General features: G+C 36.1%; 23 protein-coding genes. 6 read left to right on the forward strand and 17 right to left on the reverse strand.

Annotated elements, in window-relative coordinates; all coding sequences use genetic code 11:
* Window positions 1-14: 14 nt before the first annotated feature.
* The 6 genes from ctaG to cyoE all read right to left on the reverse strand — a co-directional run bounded on the left by ctaG (window position 15) and on the right by cyoE (window position 6,052).
* Window positions 15-926 (reverse strand): cytochrome c oxidase assembly factor CtaG, encoded by a 912-nt coding sequence (gene ctaG / locus BM260_RS04465; protein ID WP_093535380.1) that lies wholly within the window; start codon window positions 924-926, stop codon window positions 15-17.
* Window positions 927-1,083: 157 nt separating this feature from the next.
* Window positions 1,084-1,419, reverse strand: coding sequence for a cytochrome c oxidase subunit IVB (ctaF, locus tag BM260_RS04470; protein WP_093535382.1), 336 nt, complete (start codon window positions 1,417-1,419; stop codon window positions 1,084-1,086).
* 1 nt (window position 1,420) lies between these two features.
* A complete protein-coding gene (locus tag BM260_RS04475) occupies window positions 1,421-2,047 on the reverse strand; it encodes a cytochrome (ubi)quinol oxidase subunit III (RefSeq protein WP_093535384.1) in 627 nt (208 codons plus the stop codon).
* Window positions 2,048-2,049: 2 nt separating this feature from the next.
* Entirely contained in the window at window positions 2,050-3,912 is a 1,863-nt protein-coding gene (locus tag BM260_RS04480; protein ID WP_093535386.1) for a cytochrome c oxidase subunit I, read from the reverse strand.
* A 34-nt stretch (window positions 3,913-3,946) separates the two neighbouring features.
* Window positions 3,947-5,029 carry a cytochrome c oxidase subunit II gene (coxB, locus tag BM260_RS04485; protein ID WP_093535388.1) on the reverse strand — a complete coding sequence of 361 codons (1,083 nt, stop codon included), beginning with the start codon at window positions 5,027-5,029 and terminating at the stop codon, window positions 3,947-3,949.
* 99 nt (window positions 5,030-5,128) lie between these two features.
* Window positions 5,129-6,052: a heme o synthase gene (cyoE, locus tag BM260_RS04490; RefSeq protein WP_093535390.1), complete on the reverse strand. Its 924-nt coding sequence runs from the start codon at window positions 6,050-6,052 to the stop codon at window positions 5,129-5,131.
* Between the two features lie 323 nt (window positions 6,053-6,375).
* On the opposite strand from cyoE, the gene BM260_RS04495 reads away from it, so the two are divergent.
* Window positions 6,376-7,287 (forward strand): COX15/CtaA family protein, encoded by a 912-nt coding sequence (locus BM260_RS04495; protein ID WP_093535392.1) that lies wholly within the window; start codon window positions 6,376-6,378, stop codon window positions 7,285-7,287.
* A 43-nt stretch (window positions 7,288-7,330) separates the two neighbouring features.
* Here the strand turns inward: BM260_RS04495 and pyc are convergent, their stop codons facing one another.
* From pyc to BM260_RS04510, 3 genes are all read right to left on the reverse strand, one after another.
* Window positions 7,331-10,771: a pyruvate carboxylase gene (pyc, locus tag BM260_RS04500; protein WP_093535394.1), complete on the reverse strand. Its 3,441-nt coding sequence runs from the start codon at window positions 10,769-10,771 to the stop codon at window positions 7,331-7,333.
* A gap of 12 nt (window positions 10,772-10,783) precedes the next feature.
* Window positions 10,784-11,947, reverse strand: a complete 1,164-nt coding sequence (locus BM260_RS04505) for an FtsW/RodA/SpoVE family cell cycle protein (RefSeq protein ID WP_093535396.1) — start codon at window positions 11,945-11,947, stop codon at window positions 10,784-10,786.
* 64 nt (window positions 11,948-12,011) lie between these two features.
* Window positions 12,012-12,293 (reverse strand): YlaN family protein, encoded by a 282-nt coding sequence (locus BM260_RS04510; RefSeq protein ID WP_093535398.1) that lies wholly within the window; start codon window positions 12,291-12,293, stop codon window positions 12,012-12,014.
* Between the two features lie 177 nt (window positions 12,294-12,470).
* Here BM260_RS04510 and BM260_RS04515 point away from each other — a divergent pair, with 177 nt between their 5' ends.
* Both BM260_RS04515 and BM260_RS04520 read left to right on the forward strand, forming a co-directional pair.
* Window positions 12,471-12,968 (forward strand): hypothetical protein, encoded by a 498-nt coding sequence (locus BM260_RS04515; RefSeq protein WP_093535400.1) that lies wholly within the window; start codon window positions 12,471-12,473, stop codon window positions 12,966-12,968.
* Window positions 12,969-12,979: 11 nt separating this feature from the next.
* Complete coding sequence (locus BM260_RS04520; protein ID WP_093535402.1) at window positions 12,980-13,183, forward strand: YlaI family protein; 204 nt, start codon at window positions 12,980-12,982, stop codon at window positions 13,181-13,183.
* Between the two features lie 699 nt (window positions 13,184-13,882).
* On the opposite strand, the gene BM260_RS04525 is transcribed toward BM260_RS04520, so the two are convergent.
* Together BM260_RS04525 and typA are read right to left on the reverse strand one after the other, a co-directional pair.
* On the reverse strand, window positions 13,883-14,209 hold the full coding sequence (locus tag BM260_RS04525; RefSeq protein WP_245762629.1) for a YlaH-like family protein: 327 nt from the start codon (window positions 14,207-14,209) through the stop codon (window positions 13,883-13,885).
* A gap of 24 nt (window positions 14,210-14,233) precedes the next feature.
* Window positions 14,234-16,078, reverse strand: coding sequence for a translational GTPase TypA (gene typA / locus BM260_RS04530; protein ID WP_093535404.1), 1,845 nt, complete (start codon window positions 16,076-16,078; stop codon window positions 14,234-14,236).
* 104 nt (window positions 16,079-16,182) lie between these two features.
* On the opposite strand from typA, the gene BM260_RS04535 reads away from it, so the two are divergent.
* On the forward strand, window positions 16,183-16,368 hold the full coding sequence (locus BM260_RS04535; protein ID WP_093535406.1) for a YlaF family protein: 186 nt from the start codon (window positions 16,183-16,185) through the stop codon (window positions 16,366-16,368).
* A gap of 39 nt (window positions 16,369-16,407) precedes the next feature.
* Here BM260_RS04535 and BM260_RS04540 read toward each other — a convergent pair whose 3' ends face one another.
* Both BM260_RS04540 and BM260_RS04545 read right to left on the reverse strand, forming a co-directional pair.
* Window positions 16,408-17,199 (reverse strand): inositol monophosphatase family protein, encoded by a 792-nt coding sequence (locus tag BM260_RS04540; protein WP_093535408.1) that lies wholly within the window; start codon window positions 17,197-17,199, stop codon window positions 16,408-16,410.
* Between the two features lie 105 nt (window positions 17,200-17,304).
* Window positions 17,305-17,502, reverse strand: coding sequence for a hypothetical protein (locus BM260_RS04545; protein ID WP_093535410.1), 198 nt, complete (start codon window positions 17,500-17,502; stop codon window positions 17,305-17,307).
* Between the two features lie 157 nt (window positions 17,503-17,659).
* Here BM260_RS04545 and BM260_RS04550 point away from each other — a divergent pair, with 157 nt between their 5' ends.
* On the forward strand, window positions 17,660-18,289 hold the full coding sequence (locus BM260_RS04550) for a YktB family protein (protein ID WP_093535412.1): 630 nt from the start codon (window positions 17,660-17,662) through the stop codon (window positions 18,287-18,289).
* 40 nt (window positions 18,290-18,329) lie between these two features.
* Here BM260_RS04550 and BM260_RS04555 read toward each other — a convergent pair whose 3' ends face one another.
* The gene (locus tag BM260_RS04555; protein ID WP_093535414.1) at window positions 18,330-18,599 is read right to left on the reverse strand and encodes a UPF0223 family protein; all 270 of its coding nucleotides are present in this window, start codon (window positions 18,597-18,599) and stop codon (window positions 18,330-18,332) included.
* A 16-nt stretch (window positions 18,600-18,615) separates the two neighbouring features.
* Window positions 18,616-19,572, reverse strand: a complete 957-nt coding sequence (locus BM260_RS04560) for an NAD(P)H-dependent flavin oxidoreductase (RefSeq protein WP_093535416.1) — start codon at window positions 19,570-19,572, stop codon at window positions 18,616-18,618.
* A gap of 139 nt (window positions 19,573-19,711) precedes the next feature.
* Here BM260_RS04560 and BM260_RS04565 point away from each other — a divergent pair, with 139 nt between their 5' ends.
* A complete protein-coding gene (locus BM260_RS04565; RefSeq protein ID WP_093535418.1) occupies window positions 19,712-21,181 on the forward strand; it encodes an aminotransferase class I/II-fold pyridoxal phosphate-dependent enzyme in 1,470 nt (489 codons plus the stop codon).
* An 83-nt stretch (window positions 21,182-21,264) separates the two neighbouring features.
* Here the strand turns inward: BM260_RS04565 and BM260_RS04570 are convergent, their stop codons facing one another.
* Window positions 21,265-21,939 (reverse strand): LrgB family protein, encoded by a 675-nt coding sequence (locus BM260_RS04570; RefSeq protein ID WP_093535420.1) that lies wholly within the window; start codon window positions 21,937-21,939, stop codon window positions 21,265-21,267.
* Entirely contained in the window at window positions 21,936-22,313 is a 378-nt protein-coding gene (locus BM260_RS04575) for a CidA/LrgA family protein (protein ID WP_093535422.1), read from the reverse strand. The genes BM260_RS04570 and BM260_RS04575 overlap by 4 nt, the downstream gene beginning before the upstream one ends.
* Between the last annotated feature and the right edge of the window lie 85 nt (window positions 22,314-22,398).

A 22,398-nucleotide genomic window follows, 5' to 3' on the forward strand; every position in this document is an offset into this window, starting at 1 on the left:
TAACTTTATTAAGTTTAAAGGTCAGCTTGGACTTTTAAATCATCCAGAGCTTTTTGTGTGATTTCATCTGCATTATCTTGTTCATTTTTATACCACTTGAAGAAAATAGACATTAAAAATGCAGCATAAATTATTTCCTGTACGATTTTCATCAGTATTCCACCCAGTTGTTGATCATCGATAGGTGACATATTAGAAAATAATTCAGGTCCACTCAATGATAGTCCTGCTAATGTACTTGCAGGTACACATAGCTCCATTGCTTTCAACCAAACATCTGGATTCGTATACGTATCATATAAAGGTGTCCCAGTAAATATAATTAACGCACATGCAGGAGTTATTAAAACTGCACTTCCTATTATGAAGCCGATCTTTTTTAAACCGTGTAGTCGTTGAGTAACTTCATCAATATCTATAATAGACCACCACATGAAAACTGCTGAGATGAATAGGATAAACGTATATGTGCCATGTAGTCCTTCGTCCAGTTTGATAGTATCAAATAACAAAGGTATGTGATAAATCGAAAACAAACCAGAAAATACTATAAGGGCTAGTAATGGCTTTGTTAATATTGGGAAAATTTTACGAACTACTGGCAATTCTATTACTACTTTCCAAACCCACCAAGGAATACCTTTCATCAGTAATGGCGGAACTAACAATAACAATAATGCCATCTGAACCATGTGGAATGAGAACATTATATGTGCCATTAAATCTACAGGTGAACCTTTCACAATATATAAAAGAACTATACCTATTAGAAAATAAGCAGCCTCTTTCTTTTTTAGTGGCTCTGATACTTTAAAGTCATTTCGCCATTTGACTGTTATTAAAAAATATAAAATAGTTAAAAATACTATAACACCAATCATTATAGGGCTCCACAATGCTTGGAATCCAAATATACTTATAGGCATAAGTATCATCGCTCCTTTTTAGGTAACTTCCTCTATTATATAGGTCAAACCCAATAACTTCAATGAACGAACTATGACATTTCCCTATTTTCAAATATCATTTTACTCAAAAAAAAGCCGAGACAAAGTTTTTAACTTTGTCTCGGCTTTAAGTTGTTTAACCCCACCAAATAATAGTAAGGAAAGTTAAGATAAAAGTGAAAGCTAACAAAACAGCACTGTATAAGAAAAACGCAACTACCTGATGATTTTTTTCACTCATATGCATGAAGTAGTACAGCTGTAACACTACTTGAATTGCAGCAAGTAATAAAATCACTGGAACGATTAGATAGACAGAAAATCCAGCAGCTACTGCTGTAAAAGAAATTAAAGTTAAGAATATCATAATCCCAAAAGTAGTAACTTGGTTACGCATATCCTTTTTGCGTTTTTGCTTAATATAATCAAATTCTGTTTGAGATCTCACATAAACTTGAGCGTCGTGTGACATATTAACCAACAACTCCCATCAAGTATACTACTGTAAAGATGAACACCCAAACTACATCAATGAAATGCCAGTATAGGGAAGCAGTATAGTATTTTGGTGCATTATACAAACTAAATCCACGTTTTGCATTACGTAACATTAATAGAATAATCCATCCTAGTCCAATTACAACGTGCAATCCATGAGTACCTACAAGCGTAAAGAATGCAGATGAGAAAGCACTTTGTCCATAATGAAAACCTAAATGTACATAGTGATTAAACTCATAAATTTCTAAACCTAAGAATGCTAATCCCAACAGAACTGTGATAGCCAACCAAGTTTGCATACCTCTAAAATTATGGTTTTTCATATGATACATTGCATACACACTAGTTAGCGATGAAGTTAATAGAATCATCGTCATAATAAATACTAACGGTAATTCGAATAGTGTGTTAGTAGAGAATTCCATCCCACTTGGGCCTTTGTTTTTAAGCGCTAAATACGTAGCAAACAAACTTGCAAATAGTACAGTTTCTCCACCAAGGAATAACCAAAAACCTAAAAACTTATTCTTACCTTCTAAAGTAACTTGCTCAGGATGATCTGGCCAAGTTTGTGGGGTGTACTTTTTATTAAAGTCCATTATTATTTACCCCCTTTATCATTCATTAAATCTTCTTTGTGAATATGGAATCCATGATCATCTTTTATAGAACGAACAGCCATAGAACCAAGTGTAATTGCTAAACCTAATACTATAACAGGAATCGCCCAATCTTTTTCACCGTTATATAATGCTCCAAATGCAGCGATAAACAAACCGAAAGTCATAACAATTGGAATGATTGAATTGTTAGGCATATGGATATCAGAAAGTGGTTCTGCATATGTCATACCTTCTTTATTACCTTCTTGTTTTTCAATCCAGAATGTATCTAATCCACGAACAAGTGGAGTTTGTTTAAAGTTATAAAACGGAACTGGTTGAGGAATAGCCCACTCTAAAGTACGGCCGTCTTCCCATGGATCATTGCCAGCAGGTACATTCTTAACAACTGTTATGATAATGTTCACTACTAGAATAATAACTCCCACTGCCATGAATGCAGCTCCAATTGAACTGATTAAGTTGAATAAATCCCAACCTTGATCTGCTCCGAACGTAAATACGCGACGTGGCATACCCATTAGTCCTAAGAAATGCTGTATGAAGAAAGTTAAATGGAATCCAATAAAGAAGAACCAGAACGTCCATTTACCTAGTTTTTCACTTAACATTTGGTTGAACATTAAAGGCCAATATAAGTGTACTGCTGCTAAAATTGCTAACACTACCCCACCTACGATTACATAGTGGAAATGAGCAACGATAAAGTATGAATCATGTAATTGATAATCAAGCGGAGCTGCTGCTTGCATAATACCAGTTACCCCACCTGCTACGAATGAAGGAATGAATCCTAACGCATAAAGCATTGGAGTTGTAACTTTAATACTTCCTCCCCAAATCGTAAGCAACCAGTTAAATATTTTCATACCAGTAGGAACAGCGATTGCCATAGTAGCAACTGCGAAAATAGCATTAGCTGTTGGTCCTAAACCAACCGTAAACATATGGTGAGCCCAAACCATGAAGCCTAAGAAACCGATTAATACAGTTGCAAAAACCATAGAAGAGTAACCGAATAAACGTTTACGTGAGAATAAAGCAAATATTTCTGAGAATATACCAAACGCAGGTAATATTAAGATGTATACTTCAGGATGCCCGAAAATCCAGAATAAATGCTCCCAAATAATCGTATTACCACCCATTGTATGATCAAAGAAGTTACCACCGAACATGCGGTCTAAGATTAAGAAAAATAAACCAATAGTAAGTGGTGGGAATGCGAATAATATTAATGCACTAGCTACAAATGTAGTCCAAGTAAACAATGGCATACGCATGTATGTCATACCTGGTGCACGCATATTAATGATCGTTACAAGGAAGTTAATACCTCCTATATAAGTACCAGCACCGGCTATTTGAAGTCCAAGTGCATAAAAGTCAATACCATGACCAGGAGACGCTAGCGATAATGATGCGTAAGAAGTCCATCCCGCATCAGGCGCTCCTCCCATAAACCAAGATAGGTTAAGGAAAATACCACCGAACAAGAATAACCAAAATCCAAGTGAATTTAGAAATGGAAACGCTACGTCACGTGCACCAATTTGAAGTGGCATAACGGCGTTCATAAATCCAAATAATATCGGCATGGCCGCTAGGAAAATCATCGTTGTTCCGTGCATTGTAATAATTTCATTGAACAGTCCAGCACTAACAAAATCATTATCTGGTTGTGCTAATTGAATACGAATAAGCATTGCCTCAATACCACCGATTACGAAGAACAAACCGCCGGCAGCAAGGTACATGACTGCAATTTTTTTATGGTCTACTGTTGTTAAATAGTCCCATAAAGTTGCGCCAAAGCCTTTTTTCTTTGCGATAGAACTCACAACTTTAACCTCCCTCATAATTTATCTGTGGAACTTATTTTTCTACAGATAGTCCCATTAGGTATGCTGCAAGAGCATCTAATTGAGCTTCACTAAACTTTTCGCCATCGTTAATAGCTTCTGGCTGAGGCATTAAGTTACCCGGTTTGTACTCTTGAGGATTATTAATCCATTTTTTTAAGTTTTCTTCATCATGAGCCATAAATCCAGCAACACGATTACGGTCACCAAAAGTAGCTAAGTTTGGTCCCACTCCACCTGTAGTGCCTGCTCCTGAAGTAGCATGACAAGCTATACAGCTAGTATTAAAGATTTCTTCACCTTCCGTTGCAAGATCATCTGTTGCAACATTTTGTGTAGTTTTCATAGATTCAACCCAAGCATTGAAATCGTCTGATTCCAATGTTTTAACTTTGAAATCCATTAGAGCATGTGACGGTCCACAAAGTTCCGCACATTTACCATAGAACACACCTTGTTCTAAACTTGCAGATGCGTCATCAAATTCTAAATAGAACTGGTTAACGTTTTCTACGTTTGTATCCATTTTACCACCTGCTGTAGGAATCCAGAAGGAGTGCTTCACATCAGCAGCTTTTAAATTGAAAAATACTTTTTGATCAGTTGGTACTACTAACTCTTGAGATGTAACTATCCCAAGGTCTGGATACTCAAATTCCCACCAATAAAGTTTAGCAGTAACATTTACTGTTACATTTGTTTTGTTACCTTCTTCGTCTACTTGATCCATTGCAGCTACATCAGCATGTTTATACGTATAGTAAACAGTTGGAATAGCCAGAACGATTAACAGTAATATTGGAATAACTGTCCATACTATTTCAAGCGTATGACTTCCTTCTACTTGTTTAGGAATAACATCTTCCCCAACTTTTTTACGACGGAATTTCACTAGTGCAACAACATAAATAATTACTACTACAATAATAACTAAAGCCATAATAGCAGATGATAGTAATAACAAATTAAATTGATCTCTTCCGACTTGTCCTGCAGGTGTAAGCGTTGATAAGTATTCTTCGCCACAACCCGATAAGAAAATCGTTAGAGCTGCTAACAGTGAAAAAAGTCGCCATTTTTTAAGCCCTCTCATCATAGCTAAATCAAACCCCTCTTTCATAGTTGTTTTCATGTTTCTTTGGACTGTGGTTCTGTTTATATGAATTCTTGTTGACTAAAGAAAGAATTCCAGCAATTAGATAAAGATAGAAAAAATAATTATAGCTACGAATAATATCGTCATATAGTTTAAGGAATATATAAACATCCCTGTCGCCCACTTGATATCATCTTGCACACGGAAACCTTTTATAGAGAAGTATAACCACCCCAAGTTAAGTGCTGTTGCCAACACAACAAATAGTACACCTAAATCCATCAATAAAAATGGTAATGGGAATAATAATAGAATCCATAAAAGAATTGACACTTTTGTACGTTTGAAACCTTTTACTACAGGCAGCATGGGAATATTAGCAGCACGATATTCTTCCGTGCGCTTCATCGCAAGCGCATAAAAGTGTGGAGGTTGCCATGCAAACATAATTAAAAATAAAGCTAATGCTCCAAAACCTAAGCTAGGTTCAACAGCTGCCCATCCAATCACCGGCGGTATTGCACCAGATATACTGCCAACTATAGTATTACTCACATGTTTTCGTTTAGACCACATCGAGTATAACACAACGTAACTGACGATTCCTGCTAGTCCCCAAACTCCAGCTGAAGTAGAGGCCATAAACAACAATATTTCACCTACAATCATTAGTGAAAACGAAGTTATTAACACTGATGTTGGACTAAAACGTCCAGTAACTGTAGGTCTACCTTTTTTGCTCTTCATGACAGGATCTATATCACGATCGATAAAATTATTCATAGCAGCAGAACCTGCGATAATCATGCCTGATCCAATTAGCGTATAAAATAATATGTCTAACTCTCTAAGAAAGTTTCGATCCGTAAATTGAAATGCTAGCCACATACCAGTAAATGTTGTAAATAAGTTAGAGTTAACTATACCTATTTTAATGAGCGATAGAAAATCTTGATAAAAAGTATTATTAATTTGTTCAGATTCCCTCTCATTAGTCGCGGTAATAGAATGACCATTTGACATGCTGCCCCTCCTTTCAAAGTTGTAAGCATATTCCGCTACCTTTTACTATAACGAAAATCTTTCTTAATTTCTACAGTTAATGATAATTTTCGCATAAATATAGTTTAGATAGTTTTTTTATACTCAGAACATATCAATAGTAAATCATTTCTAGATTTTATTTGTGAAAGTTAGAGTACGAATTTATGAACATTTTGTGAATAACTATAACTAGGTATATTAGTTTGAAGGTTATACATTGTATTTTCCATCGCGATTCGATATCATCAAAAAGCAGATACCGTCTTTTCAAGACGAGCAAGATACACAAAGTAGGTGGCGTAATGCACATTCATAAAATTTTAAAATGGTTAGCTGTTGCTTCTACAGTAGGTATGCTGCTCATTCTATTAGGAGGAGCATTAGTTACTAAGACCGATAGTGGTATGGGTTGCGGTAGACACTGGCCTGGCTGTAATGGACAACTTATACCTGATGTTATAACAGCTGAAGTATTAATTGAATTTTCTCATCGTCTAGTTACAGGTGCTGTTGGTATATTAATCGTAGCACTTGCAGTTTGGGCATGGAAAGCACTTGGACATGTCCGAGAAACAAAATTTTTATCAGCAATGGCAGTTTTTTTCTTAGTAGCGCAAGCATTAATTGGTGCTGCCCAGGTAAAATGGGGACAAGGTGACTTTATACTGGCTCTTCATTTTGGAATCTCTCTAATCTCTTTTGCTTCGGTGTTATTACTGACCTTATTAATTTTTGAGATTGATCGCAAGTTTGATACAGATAAGATCAGAATCGGCAAAACATTAAAATTCCATACAATTGGTGTAACACTTTATTCTTATATTGTTATTTACACCGGCGCATTAGTACGACATACAGAATCTAGTCTCATATGTAACGATTGGCCCTTATGCAATAATGACCAGTTTGCTCTTCCTACTAATTTATACGAGTGGGTCCAAATGGGACATCGAGCTGCTGCAGGATTAATATTTATATGGATACTCATTATTGCGATTCATGTAATGCGAAATTATAAACAGCAACGCGCAATTTACTGGGGATGGTCCATCTCTTTAATATTAGTTTCGTGCCAAGTAGTTACCGGTATGTTAGTTGTATTGACTAAACTTAATCTTTACTTAGCTTTACTACATTCTTTATTTATCTCCTTACTATTCGGTTTACTCTGTTATATGATTCTATTGTTATCCAGAAGTAAATTGAATAACTAAAAGAATAAAGGCTGTTAGACAGAAATGTCTAACAGCCTTTTAATTATTCTTTATCCATGACAATCAATAAATCACCTGTTGCAATTGCTTCTCCAGCAACAACATGAATCTCTTTTACAACTCCGTTAAATGGTGCTTGCACTGTAGTTTCCATTTTCATCGCTTCTGTAATAAGAAGATGTTGACCTCTTTTTACTTTGCTACCTGTAGAAATAGCAACCTTTAGAACAGTACCTGGCATAGTTGCTCCAATATGACCATCATTCGTTAAATCCGCCTTAGGTTTTGATAAATGACTCACTTCTACATTCATATCTTGAATAGAAATTTCTCGTGGTTGACCGTTTAGTTCGAAGTAAATAATACGGTTACCATCATGAGTCGGCTCACTTATAGACACTAACTTGATGATTAACGTTTTTCCAACTTCGATTTCTACTTCAATTTCTTCTCCTAATCTCAATCCGTATAAAAACGTCGGCGTATCTAGTACGGAAACATCCCCAAAGTTTTTATCTGTTTCACTATATTCTTCAAAAACCTTTGGATATAGCGTATAAGCAAGAACTTCTTGGCTAGTAACAGGGCGATCTAATTTATGGAATAGCATTTCTTTAATCGCTTCGAAATCAACCGGCTCCAATAATTCACCCGGACGCACCGTGATTGGTTCACGATCTTTTAAAATTACTTTCTGTAGCTCTTTTGGGAATCCTCCATAAGGTTGCCCAATATATCCTTCAAAAAACTCTATAACGGAATCTGGGAAATCGATGGTTTTACCTCTCGTAATGACAGAAACTTCATCTAAGTTATTTTGTACCATGAATAGAGCCATATCCCCTACTACCTTAGAAGAAGGAGTAACTTTTACCACATCACCAAATAACATATTTACGCGAGAATACATCTCTTTTACTTCTTCCCAGCGATCGCCAAGCCCTACTGCTTTCGCTTGTTGTTGAAGATTACTATATTGGCCACCTGGCATCTCATGAACATAAACTTCCGTATGGGGACTCATCATACCGCTTTCAAAGTCTTGGTAATACTTGCGGACATCTTCCCAGTAATAAGAAATTTTCTCAAATGCATCGATATTTCCTATCACTTCTCTGTTCGATCCTTTTAACGCATAACTTAGACTACTTGCACTCGGTTGAGAGGTTAGACCTGCCATAGCCCCTAATGCCGTGTCGACTATATCTACACCAGCTTCAATTGCTTTTGCATAAGTAAATACTCCGTTACCGCTTGTATCATGTGTATGAAGATGTATAGGAATGTCAACCGTGCTCTTTAACTCGCTTACTAACCGATAAGCTGCTTCAGGTTTTAATAATCCAGCCATATCTTTAATCGCTAGAATATGCGCTCCAGCGCTTTCTAATTCTTTTGCCATGTCTTTATAATACTGCACAGTATATTTGTCTCTAGAGTCATCTAAAATGTCTCCTGTGTAACATAACGCCGCTTCTGCTATCTTTCCTGATTGTCTAGTTGCATCTATCGCAACTTCCATCCCTTTGATCCAGTTTAAGCTGTCAAAGATTCGGAATACGTCAATGCCCGCTTCTGCAGATTTTTGTATAAATTCCTTTATAACGTTATCTGGGTAGTTTTTGTATCCTACTGCATTGGCTCCACGGAATAACATTTGGAATAAGACATTTGGAATCATTTCTCTCATTTTTATCAAACGATCCCATGGATTTTCTTTTAAGAAGCGGTAAGCAACGTCAAAAGTTGCTCCTCCCCACATTTCATATGAAAACAAATTATGCATTCCTTGCGCTGATTCTTTCGCAATACCGAACATGTCATGAGAGCGAACGCGTGTTGCTAATAATGATTGATGTGCATCTCGGAAAGTTGTATCCGTTAATAGAACGCCCTGTTGCTCCTTCACCCATTTAATCACTCCATCGGCACCTTGTTCATCTAAAATTTGTTTTGTGCCTTTAGGTGGAGCAGTGCTTAGATCAAAACTAGGTGTTCTAGCCTCTCCAAAGATAGGCTTGGACTTTTTCTCGATACCTGGGAAACCATTAACAGTAACGTTCCCTATATAATTTAACAATTTAGTTCCACGGTCTTTGCGATTAGGGAATAAAAACAGCTCAGGTGTAGAATCAATGAAACTCGTATTAAATTGTCCAGAAATGAAACTCGGATGTTTTACGACATTTTCTAAGAATGGGATATTCGTTTTAATCCCCCGGATTCGAAACTCTTGCAAATTTCTGTCCATTTTAGCAGCAGCTTCCTTGAAGGACATACCCCAAGTACTAACTTTAACTAACAGAGAATCGTAGTACGGGGTGATGATAGCCCCTTGGAAACCATTTCCCGCGTCTAAGCGTACGCCAAATCCTCCACCCGAACGATATACCATTAACTTTCCTGTATCAGGCATGAAGTTATTTAAAGGGTCCTCCGTTGTTACTCGTGACTGAATAGCGAATCCGAATAATGGGATATCTTCTTGCTTTGGAATCCCCATCTCTTCACTATTCAGAGCAATACCATCTGCGATTTTAATCTGTGCATGGACAATATCCACCCCAGTAATCATTTCTGTAATTGTATGTTCCACTTGAATGCGTGGGTTTACTTCGATAAAAAAGAATTCATTATCTGTCACTAAAAACTCTACTGTTCCTGCATTTATGTAAGATACATTATTCATTAATTGGACAGCTGCATCACATATTTTATCGCGCAACTCTGAATTTAAGGAATTTGAAGGTGCTATTTCTACGACCTTTTGATGTCTTCTTTGTATAGAACAATCACGTTCATATAAATGGATTAAATTACCTTGAGTATCTCCTAGAATTTGAACTTCAATATGTTTAGGTTCGAAAATACATCGTTCTACATATACTTCATCTGAACCAAAAGCCGCTTTCGCTTCTGATTTAGCACGTTCAAATGCACTTGCAAGCTCATCTTCCGATTGAACAACGCGCATCCCGCGTCCACCGCCACCTAAAGAAGCTTTAATCATTAATGGATAGCCATGAGCTTCCCCAAATGCCTTAACCTCTTCTACAGTATCTAAAGGACCATCGCTACCCGGTATAACAGGTATACCCGCTAATGTTGCTTGTTCACGGGCTTTTACTTTATCGCCAAACATATCTAAATGCTTGGATGTTGGACCGATGAAAATAATTCCTTCTTCTTCACATCTCTTCGCAAAATCCACATTTTCAGAAAGGAAACCATACCCCGGATGAATGGCATCAGCCTTACTTTCTTTAGCAATTCGAATAATATCTTCAATATCTAAGTATGCATCAATAGGCTTCTTACCTTCACCAACAAGATAAGACTCATCGGATTTAAATCGATGGAACGAGCCGGTATCTTCTCTTGAATATATAGCGACTGTTCGAAGGTTTAACTCCGTACATGCTCGAAAAATACGGATTGCAATTTCTCCCCTGTTTGCAACTACAATCTTTTTAATCTTATTCATTCAATTCGCCCCTTATTGTCTATTTTTTTCATGCTTCACGAACATAGATACGTTCATCAATATCCCAAGTGCTGCCGATAAAATAATTATGGAAGTACCCCCGTAACTTATAAACGGAAGTGGTACCCCAGTTAGCGGAATAATTCCAAGCATTCCACCTAAATTTATAAAGGTTTGAAACCCTATAATACTACCAATACCCGCAGCGATCATGCGAGCTTGTGGATCTTTTGTAGATAAAGCAATACTAATAGCTTTAAAAACAATAAAAAACAGTCCACATAAAACAATTAATACTCCGATTAGTCCAAGTTCTTCTGCTATGATAGCCATGATAAAATCAGTATGTGGTTCTGGTAAATATCCATATTTCTGATTGGAATTCCCTAAACCTAAACCAGTTAAACCACCTGATCCAATAGCAATATAACCATTTACAATTTGATATCCAAATCCTTGCTCGTAATCAAAAGGATTGAAAAACGCTTCTAACCTCCCTCTACGACGTTCTGTCAACAACGCATCTTTTAGCATATAGATGGCAAACAATCCTGCTACTATAACTATACCAATTAATCCGATTATTTTGGAAAATGATTTAAATTTAATTCCACTTGCTGCAATTACTGAAATAGCAACGAAACTAATAATCATTGTATTTCCAACATCCGTCTCCATCATGATTGAAACGAAAACAAAAAATAACACGATTAATGGTGGTCCAACAGATTCGTTTAATTTATTTAATGTACCATTTTCTGATTTTTTTGCAAATATACCTGCGAAATATAAAATTATTACTAGTTTAGCAATTTCGGATGGTTGTATATTAAAACCTATATCTATCCAACTTTGCGAACCACTCTCTCCACCCACACCGATAAAGTGTACGGAAAATAAAAGTGTAAACATCACAAGAAGCATGAGTTTCATTACTGTTTTGTTTTTATAATGTTTATACGGAAAAAAAGCTGTTATAAATAAAACCGGAATACAAAGTAATAAGTTATTTTTTTGCTTATTAAAGAAGTAATCTGGCTCCCACCCATAATTGAGTACGGCCCACCCCATACTGGCGCTATAAATCATTACTAAACCGAAAAGGCACAAAGCTAAGTATACAAAAAATAATGGGTAGTCAAAGTTTTTAGCGTAACGTTTTAAATATGTAGTCATATAATCATACCTCTATTTCTTTGGATAGAAAAAAAACTCAAACAGATAGTTTGTTTGAGTTTTATTATTTTTCTGTATGGATCTCATGTAAAACAGACATTTCTTTTTCAAGTGAGGCAACAATCTCTTTTCCTTCACTCTTTTCTAGAAGTCCAAGTTTTACCGCAAAATCTATTTCACGAGATAATCCAAACATTTGCGTGTCTAAAACCTCTTCGTATAGAGGGCATTGAGGCATCATTAAATTATCCATCTGCACTTTTATAAGCTGCGCGATTTTTTCTGCATCTTTTTTCAAAAGCTCTAAAGCTTTTTCTTGATACGAAATTTGTATATTAGTATCCATGAGGACGCCCCCATTTTTATTATTTCTAATTATTTAGCTCCCTAAAGTGTATCTTTTGAAGAGGAAAATTGCAAGCATTCTCTTATTGAAGTTAGCTAAATAGTTAAATATTCTTTAGAACTTTTTAATTTAAAGGTATACTTATGAAGATTAGATAGTTTAGAGGAGGCAATTCTGTTGGAACTTATTATACCAGTTAAAGGTGCAGTTAAATTTAATATTACATTAGACCCTACTGTTTGGATTTTTGATGATCGTAAAATCGATCTGGATGAGTTTTTTTCTGGGAAGTATGAATATAAAGATGAACTAGAAGAGTATACAAAAGTTACATCTGCTCATTGGTCACGAGAGATTATCGAGGGCTCTACAAATCCACCAACTCTTCAAACAGAGAAAAAATATGAACGGACAAAAGCACTGACAAGTACTTTCGGAATTGATATGAAGCCATTTATCCTAAATTCTGAACCTTTGCCAAATGCCACAAAAGTTGTGGTTGAAACTACTGAGGAAGAATATATATTCTCTTTAGAAGACTTAGATAAGCTATTATTGAAATTTAGTCATAAAGGTAAACCACTACGTGAGGATGGTCCTGTTCATATATTGAAAAAAGATGGAACAAATATTAATGCTCCAATCAAATTTGTCACAGCATTCCGTGTAGAATAGGAGATGTTTAGATGAAAGTACAATGCGCTATTTGCGATCGAATAGATGAGCTTCCAGATGATTTACCACTTGCGAAGAAACTCAGAAACCGCCCAATTCACACTTACATGTGCCCTGAGTGTCATGATCGCATTGAAGAAAGAACAAACCGTCGTCTAGCAAGCGGAAAGTTCATTTTTTATAAGAGTTCACGACTGATTGAAAATGAATTTTAAACATTAAACATCGTGAATTAGCTTTAGGTCAATACCAGTTTCTATCGTTATCGAACGGCTTTGGATATACATTTTCTATTTGATTATCGAGAGAATTTTTTAGGGATGCTGGTTGGTTGTGACTGTTCGTCACAACCAACCAGCATCCCTTTTTTCGGTAATCTTATGGCGTTTATCTATCCGTCGCCCTCCACACTCTTAGAAACAGTTAAGTACGTTTTTGGATAACTAGAGATAAGTTACTTTCCAATTGATAGAGCAAGCTCACGAAGATGCAATTTCGTTCGCAGGCTCCTCTTCTTTAATTAGTAAATACTTACTATTTCACTGCATTTTCACTAGGGAGAAAGGAAATCTTCCTTCTTTATCCTTCATTACAGAATAGTATCCCTAACTTTTAGGTAATATCACTATATTAACTTTGACTACTATTATCATCTAAGCGATAAGCTATGCTTAATCTTATAGTTGACTACTACTCATTATATTGATTGGAGTGCTAGGTAGCGTCTCCAGCGGGAAAAGCGTTAGGCGAAGACCCCGCAGCGAAGCGAGGAGGCTGAGGCAACACCCGCGGAAAGCGTCCACCTGAAACGGAAATCAGCAGTATTTTTCATTCTTACATGCATCAGAAAACCTGTATTCACAGTGAATTTCCTTTATCAATGTTTATCTTCAAAAGAAAAAGCTCGACTACATTTAAGTAGTCGGGCTTTGTCTTTTTTCAAGTCGTAAACGTATTTTATAAATTATTAGGATTAATGCCGCCACGATTAATCCCTCCACAACGGGAAGGAAAAACGCAAGGAACGTCAACATTAGACAACCTAATAACAAAAATGCATAAATGACGATATTTTGGCTAAAACGCAATTTCTTTGCAAATCCAAGCTTGTACACAAGCACAGACAGAAAGAAGATTAAAAGAAATAGTACATAACCAGCTATATCGTAAGTTGGCATAACCTCATAAATATATCTTGATATACTAGACATTCTACCAAATACGAATTGCTTTTCCTCCAAGGTTATTCACCCTTTCAGTTGCTATTAAAGTTCTGCATTTTTCATTTTTTTCGTTACACGTTCGCGCTCGCTCTTCTCAAGAACTTTTTTACGTAAACGGATTGACTGAGGAGTTATTTCTAGATACTCATCGTCTCCTAAGAACTCAATTGCTTCTTCAAGCGTTAAAATACGAGGTCTTTTAATTACGTTCGTTTGGTCTTTGTTTGCAGAACGGATATTTGTTTTTTGTTTTGCTTTTGTAATATTTACAGTGATATCAGCATCACGAGTATTTTCTCCTACGATCATACCTTCATATATATCAGTACCTGGTTCAACGAATAAAGTACCACGGTCTTCAATACCCATCATACCGTAAGTTGTTGATTTACCAGTTTCCATAGAAACAAGTACACCTTGATGACGTCCGCCAACACGACCAGAAACTACTGGTTGGTAGCTATCGAATGTATGATTGATGATACCGTAACCTTTAGTAATTGACATGAATTCAGTTGAATAACCAATTAGCCCACGAGCAGGAACCATAAAGATTAAACGAACTTGTCCACTACCATTGTTGACCATATCAATCATTTCGCCTTTACGAGTACCCATAGATTCAATAATTGAACCTACACTATCTTCTGGTACATCAATTTGAACGCGTTCGATTGGTTCACATTTTTTCCCGTCAATTTCACGGATGATTACTTGTGGTTTTGAAACTTGTAATTCAAAGCCTTCACGACGCATATTTTCGATTAAGATCGACAAATGAAGCTCTCCGCGACCTGAAACAGTCCAAGCATCTGGAGAATCAGTATCTTCAACACGTAAAGATACATCAGTTTCTAATTGAGAACGAAGACGCTCTTCAATTTTACTTGAAGTAATCCATTTACCTTCACGACCTACGAAAGGTGAGTTGTTTGTTAAGAAAGTCATTTGTAATGTAGGCTCATCAATACGTAATGGAACTAATGCTTCTTGATGAGTTGTAGGACAAACTGTTTCACCTACGTTAATATCTTCCATACCAGAAACAGCAATTAGATCCCCAGCTTTAGCTGATTGGATTTCATCGCGTTTTAAACCGAAGAAACCAAATAATTTAGTTACACGGTAATTTTTAACAGTACCATCAAGTTTCATCAATGAAATTTGTTGACCTACTTCAATTGTTCCGCGGAATACACGACCAATACCAATACGGCCAACATAGTCATTATAATCAAGTAAAGCTACTTGGAATTGTAATGGCTCATCGGAGTTGTCAATTGGTGCTGGAATAGCAGAGATAATCATTTCGAAAAGTGATTTCATGTTTTCTTCTTGTTTAGCAGGATCTTCATCTAAAGAAGAAGTTCCGTTTACACCTGAAGCGTAAATAACTGGGAATTCTAATTGATCTTCATCCGCACCTAATTCAATAAACAATTCTAGAACTTCATCTACTACTTCTAGTGGACGAGCTGAATCTTTATCTACTTTGTTTACTACTACGATTGGCGTTAATTTTTGTTCTAACGCTTTCTTCAATACGAAACGTGTTTGAGGCATACAACCTTCATATGCATCTACTACTAGTAAAACACCATCTACCATTTTCAAAATACGTTCTACTTCGCCACCGAAGTCAGCATGTCCAGGCGTATCAAGAATATTAATACGTGTGCCATTGTAATCGACTGCTGTGTTTTTTGCTAAAATGGTAATTCCGCGTTCACGTTCTATATCATTCGAGTCCATGGCTCTTTCATCAACATGTTCATTTGAACGAAAAGTTCCTGATTGTTTCAATAATTGGTCGACTAATGTCGTTTTTCCATGGTCAACGTGTGCTATAATTGCAATGTTTCTTAAATCTTGACGTATATTTGTCATATTTCCACTCCATATTCTTTTTTCGAGTCCATAACTGTGTTATTATATCACAAGTGAAACTAAAGTAACATTATTTTTTATCATTTATTTTGGAGGTAATCAATTTGGGTAGTATTAAATGGATTTTTGTTCTATATTCTCTAGGTGCAATTTTATCAATGGCACTTATAGGAATCGCTATTGCATTGCGAAATATTCCACTTGTTTTTATATTTCTTATCTTATTATTTGTTATTATGGGATTTGGTTTCAAAACAAAGAAAAAAATGCGTGATGAAGGTTTACTTTAAATACGAGATACCATCCAGCAGGATTCATACTGCTGGATTTTATTTTAGTTGAATATAATCCTTTAATAATTCTTCATGTAATCCTGGTTTAGACACGATAAAGCTATCAGCATCTAGTAAATCTAGATGTTCAAATGCTAAATTCGTAGCAATTGCTCCGACCTCTTTTGCAATAACCAATCCACCGGCTATATCCCAAGGCGATAATCGCATGGACATATAGGCATCTAGCCTTCCTGTTACTACATATGATATTTCGATTGCTGCAGAACCAAGTGACCGAGTACCTCTAACAGTTTGAAGTAATTTCACCATCCCTTCATAATGTACATATCTATTTGGCACTACCCATCTTGCATTTACTCCCACGACTGCCTCCTCCACTGAAGCAGAACTTAACTTCGGCAACCGCAAATCATCCAGATAGGCACCACCATTTAAGGACCCACTAAGTAATGAATCCTCCATCACATTATATATATACCCAAGAATTCCTACTCCATCTTTAAATATTCCTAATGAGATAGCAAAATTTTGTTTTTGGTGTATGAAGTTTGTTGTACCGTCTATCGGATCAAGTAACCATACATAGCCGTTTAAATCTTTTATGTCATCACCGAATCCTTCTTCACCAAATATTCGATGCTCAGCAAAATCTGCTTTTATATGCCTAATAAAAAATTGCTCTGTTTCTTTATCGATATTAGTAACCAAGTCATTGGCTTCGGATTTCGATTCAATAATGAGTTCAGAAGATAAGGAAGTTTTAATGTTATATGCCGCTTCCTTTATTAAAGACTTTGCGTATGTATCTAGCTTGTGTAAATCCAATTGTTCCACCCCTTTTTAACGCTTATGTTATTAGTATAAAGAAAAAAACACCGGCTGTCTTATCATTAGCAGGTGTTTTTTTAAGGTACTCCTATAATTGGAACATTAATCGAGAGCATTGAGTTCCTCCAAAAGCTGGTGAATCTCAGCTAGGCGGGTTTTAGATCCATTTATCTCTTTTTCATTGTTAGTCGTCATTGCATCAAATAACGTTGCAAGTTCATAGTCTAACTCCATTTTTAATGTTTGTATTTTTTCTTTTTCCAAGTCTTCTTTACGAATAATATGCACTACCTGTCTCATCACTACCACCCCTTCTTTTTTTGTATCGTAATATTCAGAAGATTCTTTATAATAAAGTATGCGGTTATATAAATAATGTCTACTGAAAAATACTACTTACAAGATTTTTACCCAATTTTCCTATAAAATAAACATAGAAGTTGAAAGGAGTTTACATATGAGCAAAACATTTTGGACAAAGGAAGATTTTGATGTCTTTCAAATAGATGGACTTGAAAACAGAATGGCTGGATTGATCGAAAAAGTTAGACCTAAGTTCGAAGAGTTAGGAAATCATTATAGTCATTATTTTTCTACATTACTCGGACAAGAGTATTACGCTCATGTAGCAAAGCATGCTAGACGGTCAGTGAATCCTCCAAAAGATAGTTGGGTAGCATTTGCACCTTATAAAAGAGGCTACAAGGCACTCCCTCACTTCCAAATAGGGTTATGGGGAAGTCATGCTTTTATTATCTTGGCGGTTATTTATGAAGCACCCGATAAAGTGAACATTGCTGAACGATTATTAAAGAAAAAAAGTTTGTTTAACAACTTGCCTTCGGACTTTATCATTTCTGGTGATCATATGAAGCCAGATGCCTCCTTGTTAAAAAAAGAAAAGAAAGAAGGTCTTGAACAACTGCTGGTACGGTTAAAAGATGTAAAAAAAGCAGAATTTTTAGTAGGCCGCCATATTAGTAAAGACGAAGCAGTTCAATTTACGGAGGAAGAATTTTTGAAATTTGCAGAAGAAACTTTTGATCATTTAATACCAATTTATAAAACGATGGTCCAAATGAAGTAAAAAACTTTCCTCCTATACTATTTGAGTATAGGAGGTATTTTTATCCTTTAATGATAATATTCTCCGATTGTTCTTTCATCTTTTTAATAATAGGAAAACTTATATAACCACTTTCTTTTTCAAATTCACGAAAATATGTTTTCTCTTCTGCAATAGAAGGTACTATTTCTTTAAACCTACGATATCTCTTTAATAGTTCCTCTCGTTTGATCCCATTTTCATATGCTTTTTCTATCGCTTCAAAAAATTGCACTACATCTACTATTTCTTCTGTGGACCAATCCAAAGAGAAAGGATATGTGTATTCCATATAATATTGCCTCCTATTATTTCCATTTATTTCGTATGTTCATTGCTTGCATTTCCATTCGATTGAATAGCTCCTGTACGGAAGGTATATCTTCGATTAACCCGACTGACTGCCCAGCCCATCCAAATCCATTTCGTTCATCGCCTTCATATATAAATTGCTTATTAGCCTTACCGCTAATGTAGTCCTTAAGAGCATCATATGTTGGATTCTCTTTTTCAATACTTAAAATTTCATCAGTCCAACTATTTTTTAAAGCTCTTGCCGGAGCACCAATGGATCTTTTGATAACTACTGTATCCATTTCTCCGCTCTTTATTAATGTATTTTGATAAGCCATGGAGGCATGTATACATTCTTTTGTGGCGATGAACCTTGTCCCCATTTCAATCCCTTCTGCTCCAAGTGCGTGAGCAGCCATCCATCCTCGACCATCTGCAATACCACCAGAAGCGATTACTGGAATGGATACAGCGTCAACCACTTGAGGAATTAGCACGATAGATCCGACATCATCTCTACCTAAATGCCCCCCGCCCTCCTGTCCAACAACCATTACTGCGTCCGCCCCAAGTTGTTCTGCCTTTTGAGCCTGTCGCTTAGCTGCAACTAACACTAATTTTTTAATAGATGTATTTGCTAGTTTTTCTAAAATAGGAGCTGGATTTCCACCAGTCATTGATATCACTGGAACTTCTTCATCAATAGCAACTTGGAGCATATGTTCATATGGTCTCCCAGTCTGTCCAATTGCGAAATTCACACCAAAAGGTTTCTCCGTTAACATTCTTACTTTATGTATTTCTTTACGTAGCTCATCTGGCGTCTTCAAACTCATAGCAGTTACCTGTCCTAAGCCTCCCGCATTTGATACAGCCGCACATAACTCCGAGTATGCTAAATATGCCAGTCCCCCTTGAACAATCGGAAAGTTAGTACCTAATAAATCAGTAACCTTTGTTTGAAAAGTCATTTCTAATCCCCCCTTATATGAATAGTGTAATAAAATTGTTCTGATGATACAAATGACAATTATTTTAATAGTATTAATGAACATGAGATGCTATAATTTCTTTTGTTTTAAAAAAATTTATCTTAAGGTGGTTGGAGCGTTGTCACAATTAGAAACTCCATTATTCGATGCATTACTTAAGCATCGTAATCGTCATCCAATCCAGTTTCATATTCCTGGGCATAAAAAAGGAAAAGGGATGGACCCTGCATTTCGAGAGTTCGTTGGAGATAATGTACTTTCAATAGATTTGATCAATATTGCACCATTAGATGATTTACATTCTCCTAAAGGTGTCATTAAACAAGCACAACATTTAGCAGCAGAAGCATTTGGTGCTGATGAAACTTTTTTCTCCGTTCAAGGGACAAGTGGTGCTATTATGACCATGATACTTACTATTTGTGGACCTGGAGATAAAATCCTTATTCCGCGAAATGTACATAAATCGATTATGTCCGCTATTGTTTTTGCAGGTGCGATCCCTGTTTTTATCCATCCTGAAGTAGATAAAGAATTAGGTATCTCTCATGGTATTTCCGTAGAGTCAGTGGAAAAAGCATTAGAGGCACATCCAGATGCAAAAGGACTACTAGTTATTAATCCTACCTATTTTGGATTGGCAGCAGATCTTAAAAGAATTGTAGAGCTATCTCACGAAAAGGGAATTCCAGTTGTGGTAGACGAAGCGCACGGAGTTCATATACATTTTCACGATTCTCTTCCTATTTCTGCAATGCAAGCTGGTGCGGACATGGCTGCAACCTCTGTGCATAAATTAGGCGGCTCCATGACGCAAAGTTCTATATTGAATGTAAGAAAAGGGTTAGTTTCTACTAAGCGTGTACAATCTATCTTGTCTATGCTAACGACAACTTCTACTTCTTATCCATTACTAGCATCTTTAGACACCGCTAGACGTCAGTTAGCCATTCATGGGGAAGACTTGATAGGTGATGCCATTCGCCTTGCAAAAGATACACGTAAACGTATTAACGCTATTCCACATATCCGTTGTGTTGGAGATGAAATTTTAAAAACGTCTGCAACATTTGACTTTGATCCTACTAAACTTTTAATAAGTGTGAAAGACTTAGGAATGACAGGCTATGATGCGGAAATTTGGCTGAGAGAAAAAGCAAATATAGAAGTAGAGCTTTCTGACCTGTATAATATTTTATGCCTTATTACACTAGGAGATACAAAGAAAGAGGTTAATTTACTTGTTAATGCTCTTTCGAGAATGGTTGCAGCACATGAATCCGATGCAGTGGTATTAGAACCTTTTGTTACTTTGCCTGAAATACCTGGGCTTGCCATGTCTCCAAGAGATGCTTTCTATGCGGCTACAGAGTCTGTACCTCTGAAAGAGGCAAGTGGACGTATTTCTGCAGAGTTTGTAATGGTATATCCGCCTGGTATTCCGATCTTTATTCCCGGGGAAATAATTACACAGGGTAATATCGATTATATAGCGATGAATATGGAAGCAGGATTGCCTGTACAAGGTCCTGAGGACGATACACTTGAAATGATTCATGTCATTAAAGAACATCAAGCTATATATTGACAAAAAAAGGAACTCGTGGTGATGAGTTCCTTTTTTTATATGTTATATTATGCACATACTGTAATGAAGTCTTAAATTTAGAACTAGATTAATAGAGCAATTAACGGGAAAATGAAAGACCCGAATATAGCACTCAAAGTCATAGAAACAGAGCCCATTGTTAACGTTTCCTCACCGTATTCTCCTAGTTTAGATACACCAATACCATGAGAAGCACTTCCCATGGAAATCCCTCGACTTATCGCCTTATCAATACGACAAACTTTAAAAATAGATGGTCCCAGAATAGCCCCCACTAAACCTGCAAGAATAACGAAGACAGCTGTTAAAGTTGGTATACCTCCTATTGTTTCACTTATCGGAATAGCGACAGGTGAAGTGATGGATTTCGGTAATAATGATAATAGAATATGTTCTTCAAATGACAATAACTTAGATAATATCATAATACTGATTATCCCTGAAAAAAGAGCACTTAATACACTTAAGATAATCGGGAACTTGTATTTATAGATTTTCTCTTTATGAATATATAATGGATAGGCCATACTAACAACAGCTGGCCCTAATAATTCATTTATCCACTTTCCACCAGACATATAGGAATCATAAGGTGTTTTACTAATTATTAAGATAAGAACAATTAGTACAGTTGTAGAAAGAATAGGTAACAATAACGGGTATGTAAATCGTTTATAGACGATAGACATAATATAAAAAAGCACAATAGTTCCTACTATCATCATGGATGCAATCATTCAATCAGCTCCTTTTCTAATAGCTTCCGCTCAAGGTACTGACAGAACCTTCCTGTGAAAATAATAGTAATTACAGTACTAAGTACAATAGCTAATACCATTCCTAAACCAGCCCATGATAAGAGTTCTGGATAATCCATAATTCCAACAGTCGCTGGTATAAAAAATAACGCTAGAAAAGCCAATAAAAATCCAGCCCCATCTTTTATAAGTTCTACCGGTATTATTCTGAAATATAAGCAAACAAAGAGTAATAACAACCCGACAATACTCCCTGGAAATTGAAGAGAGAGACTTTGAACGATCCATGACCCGATAAACGAGAAAAGATATAAAATAATTACTTGAAATACAATTCGGATAACTTTAACCATTTTTTTGCTTTAAAAGAATTTCTTTTAAAGCTTCCACCTCCAAGAAACTGATAGATATATAGGGAATAATTCTACGCCGATTTAG

It is taken from the genome of Psychrobacillus psychrotolerans (genome assembly GCF_900115805.1).
GTDB classification, from domain to species: Bacteria; Bacillota; Bacilli; order Bacillales_A; family Planococcaceae; genus Psychrobacillus; species Psychrobacillus psychrotolerans.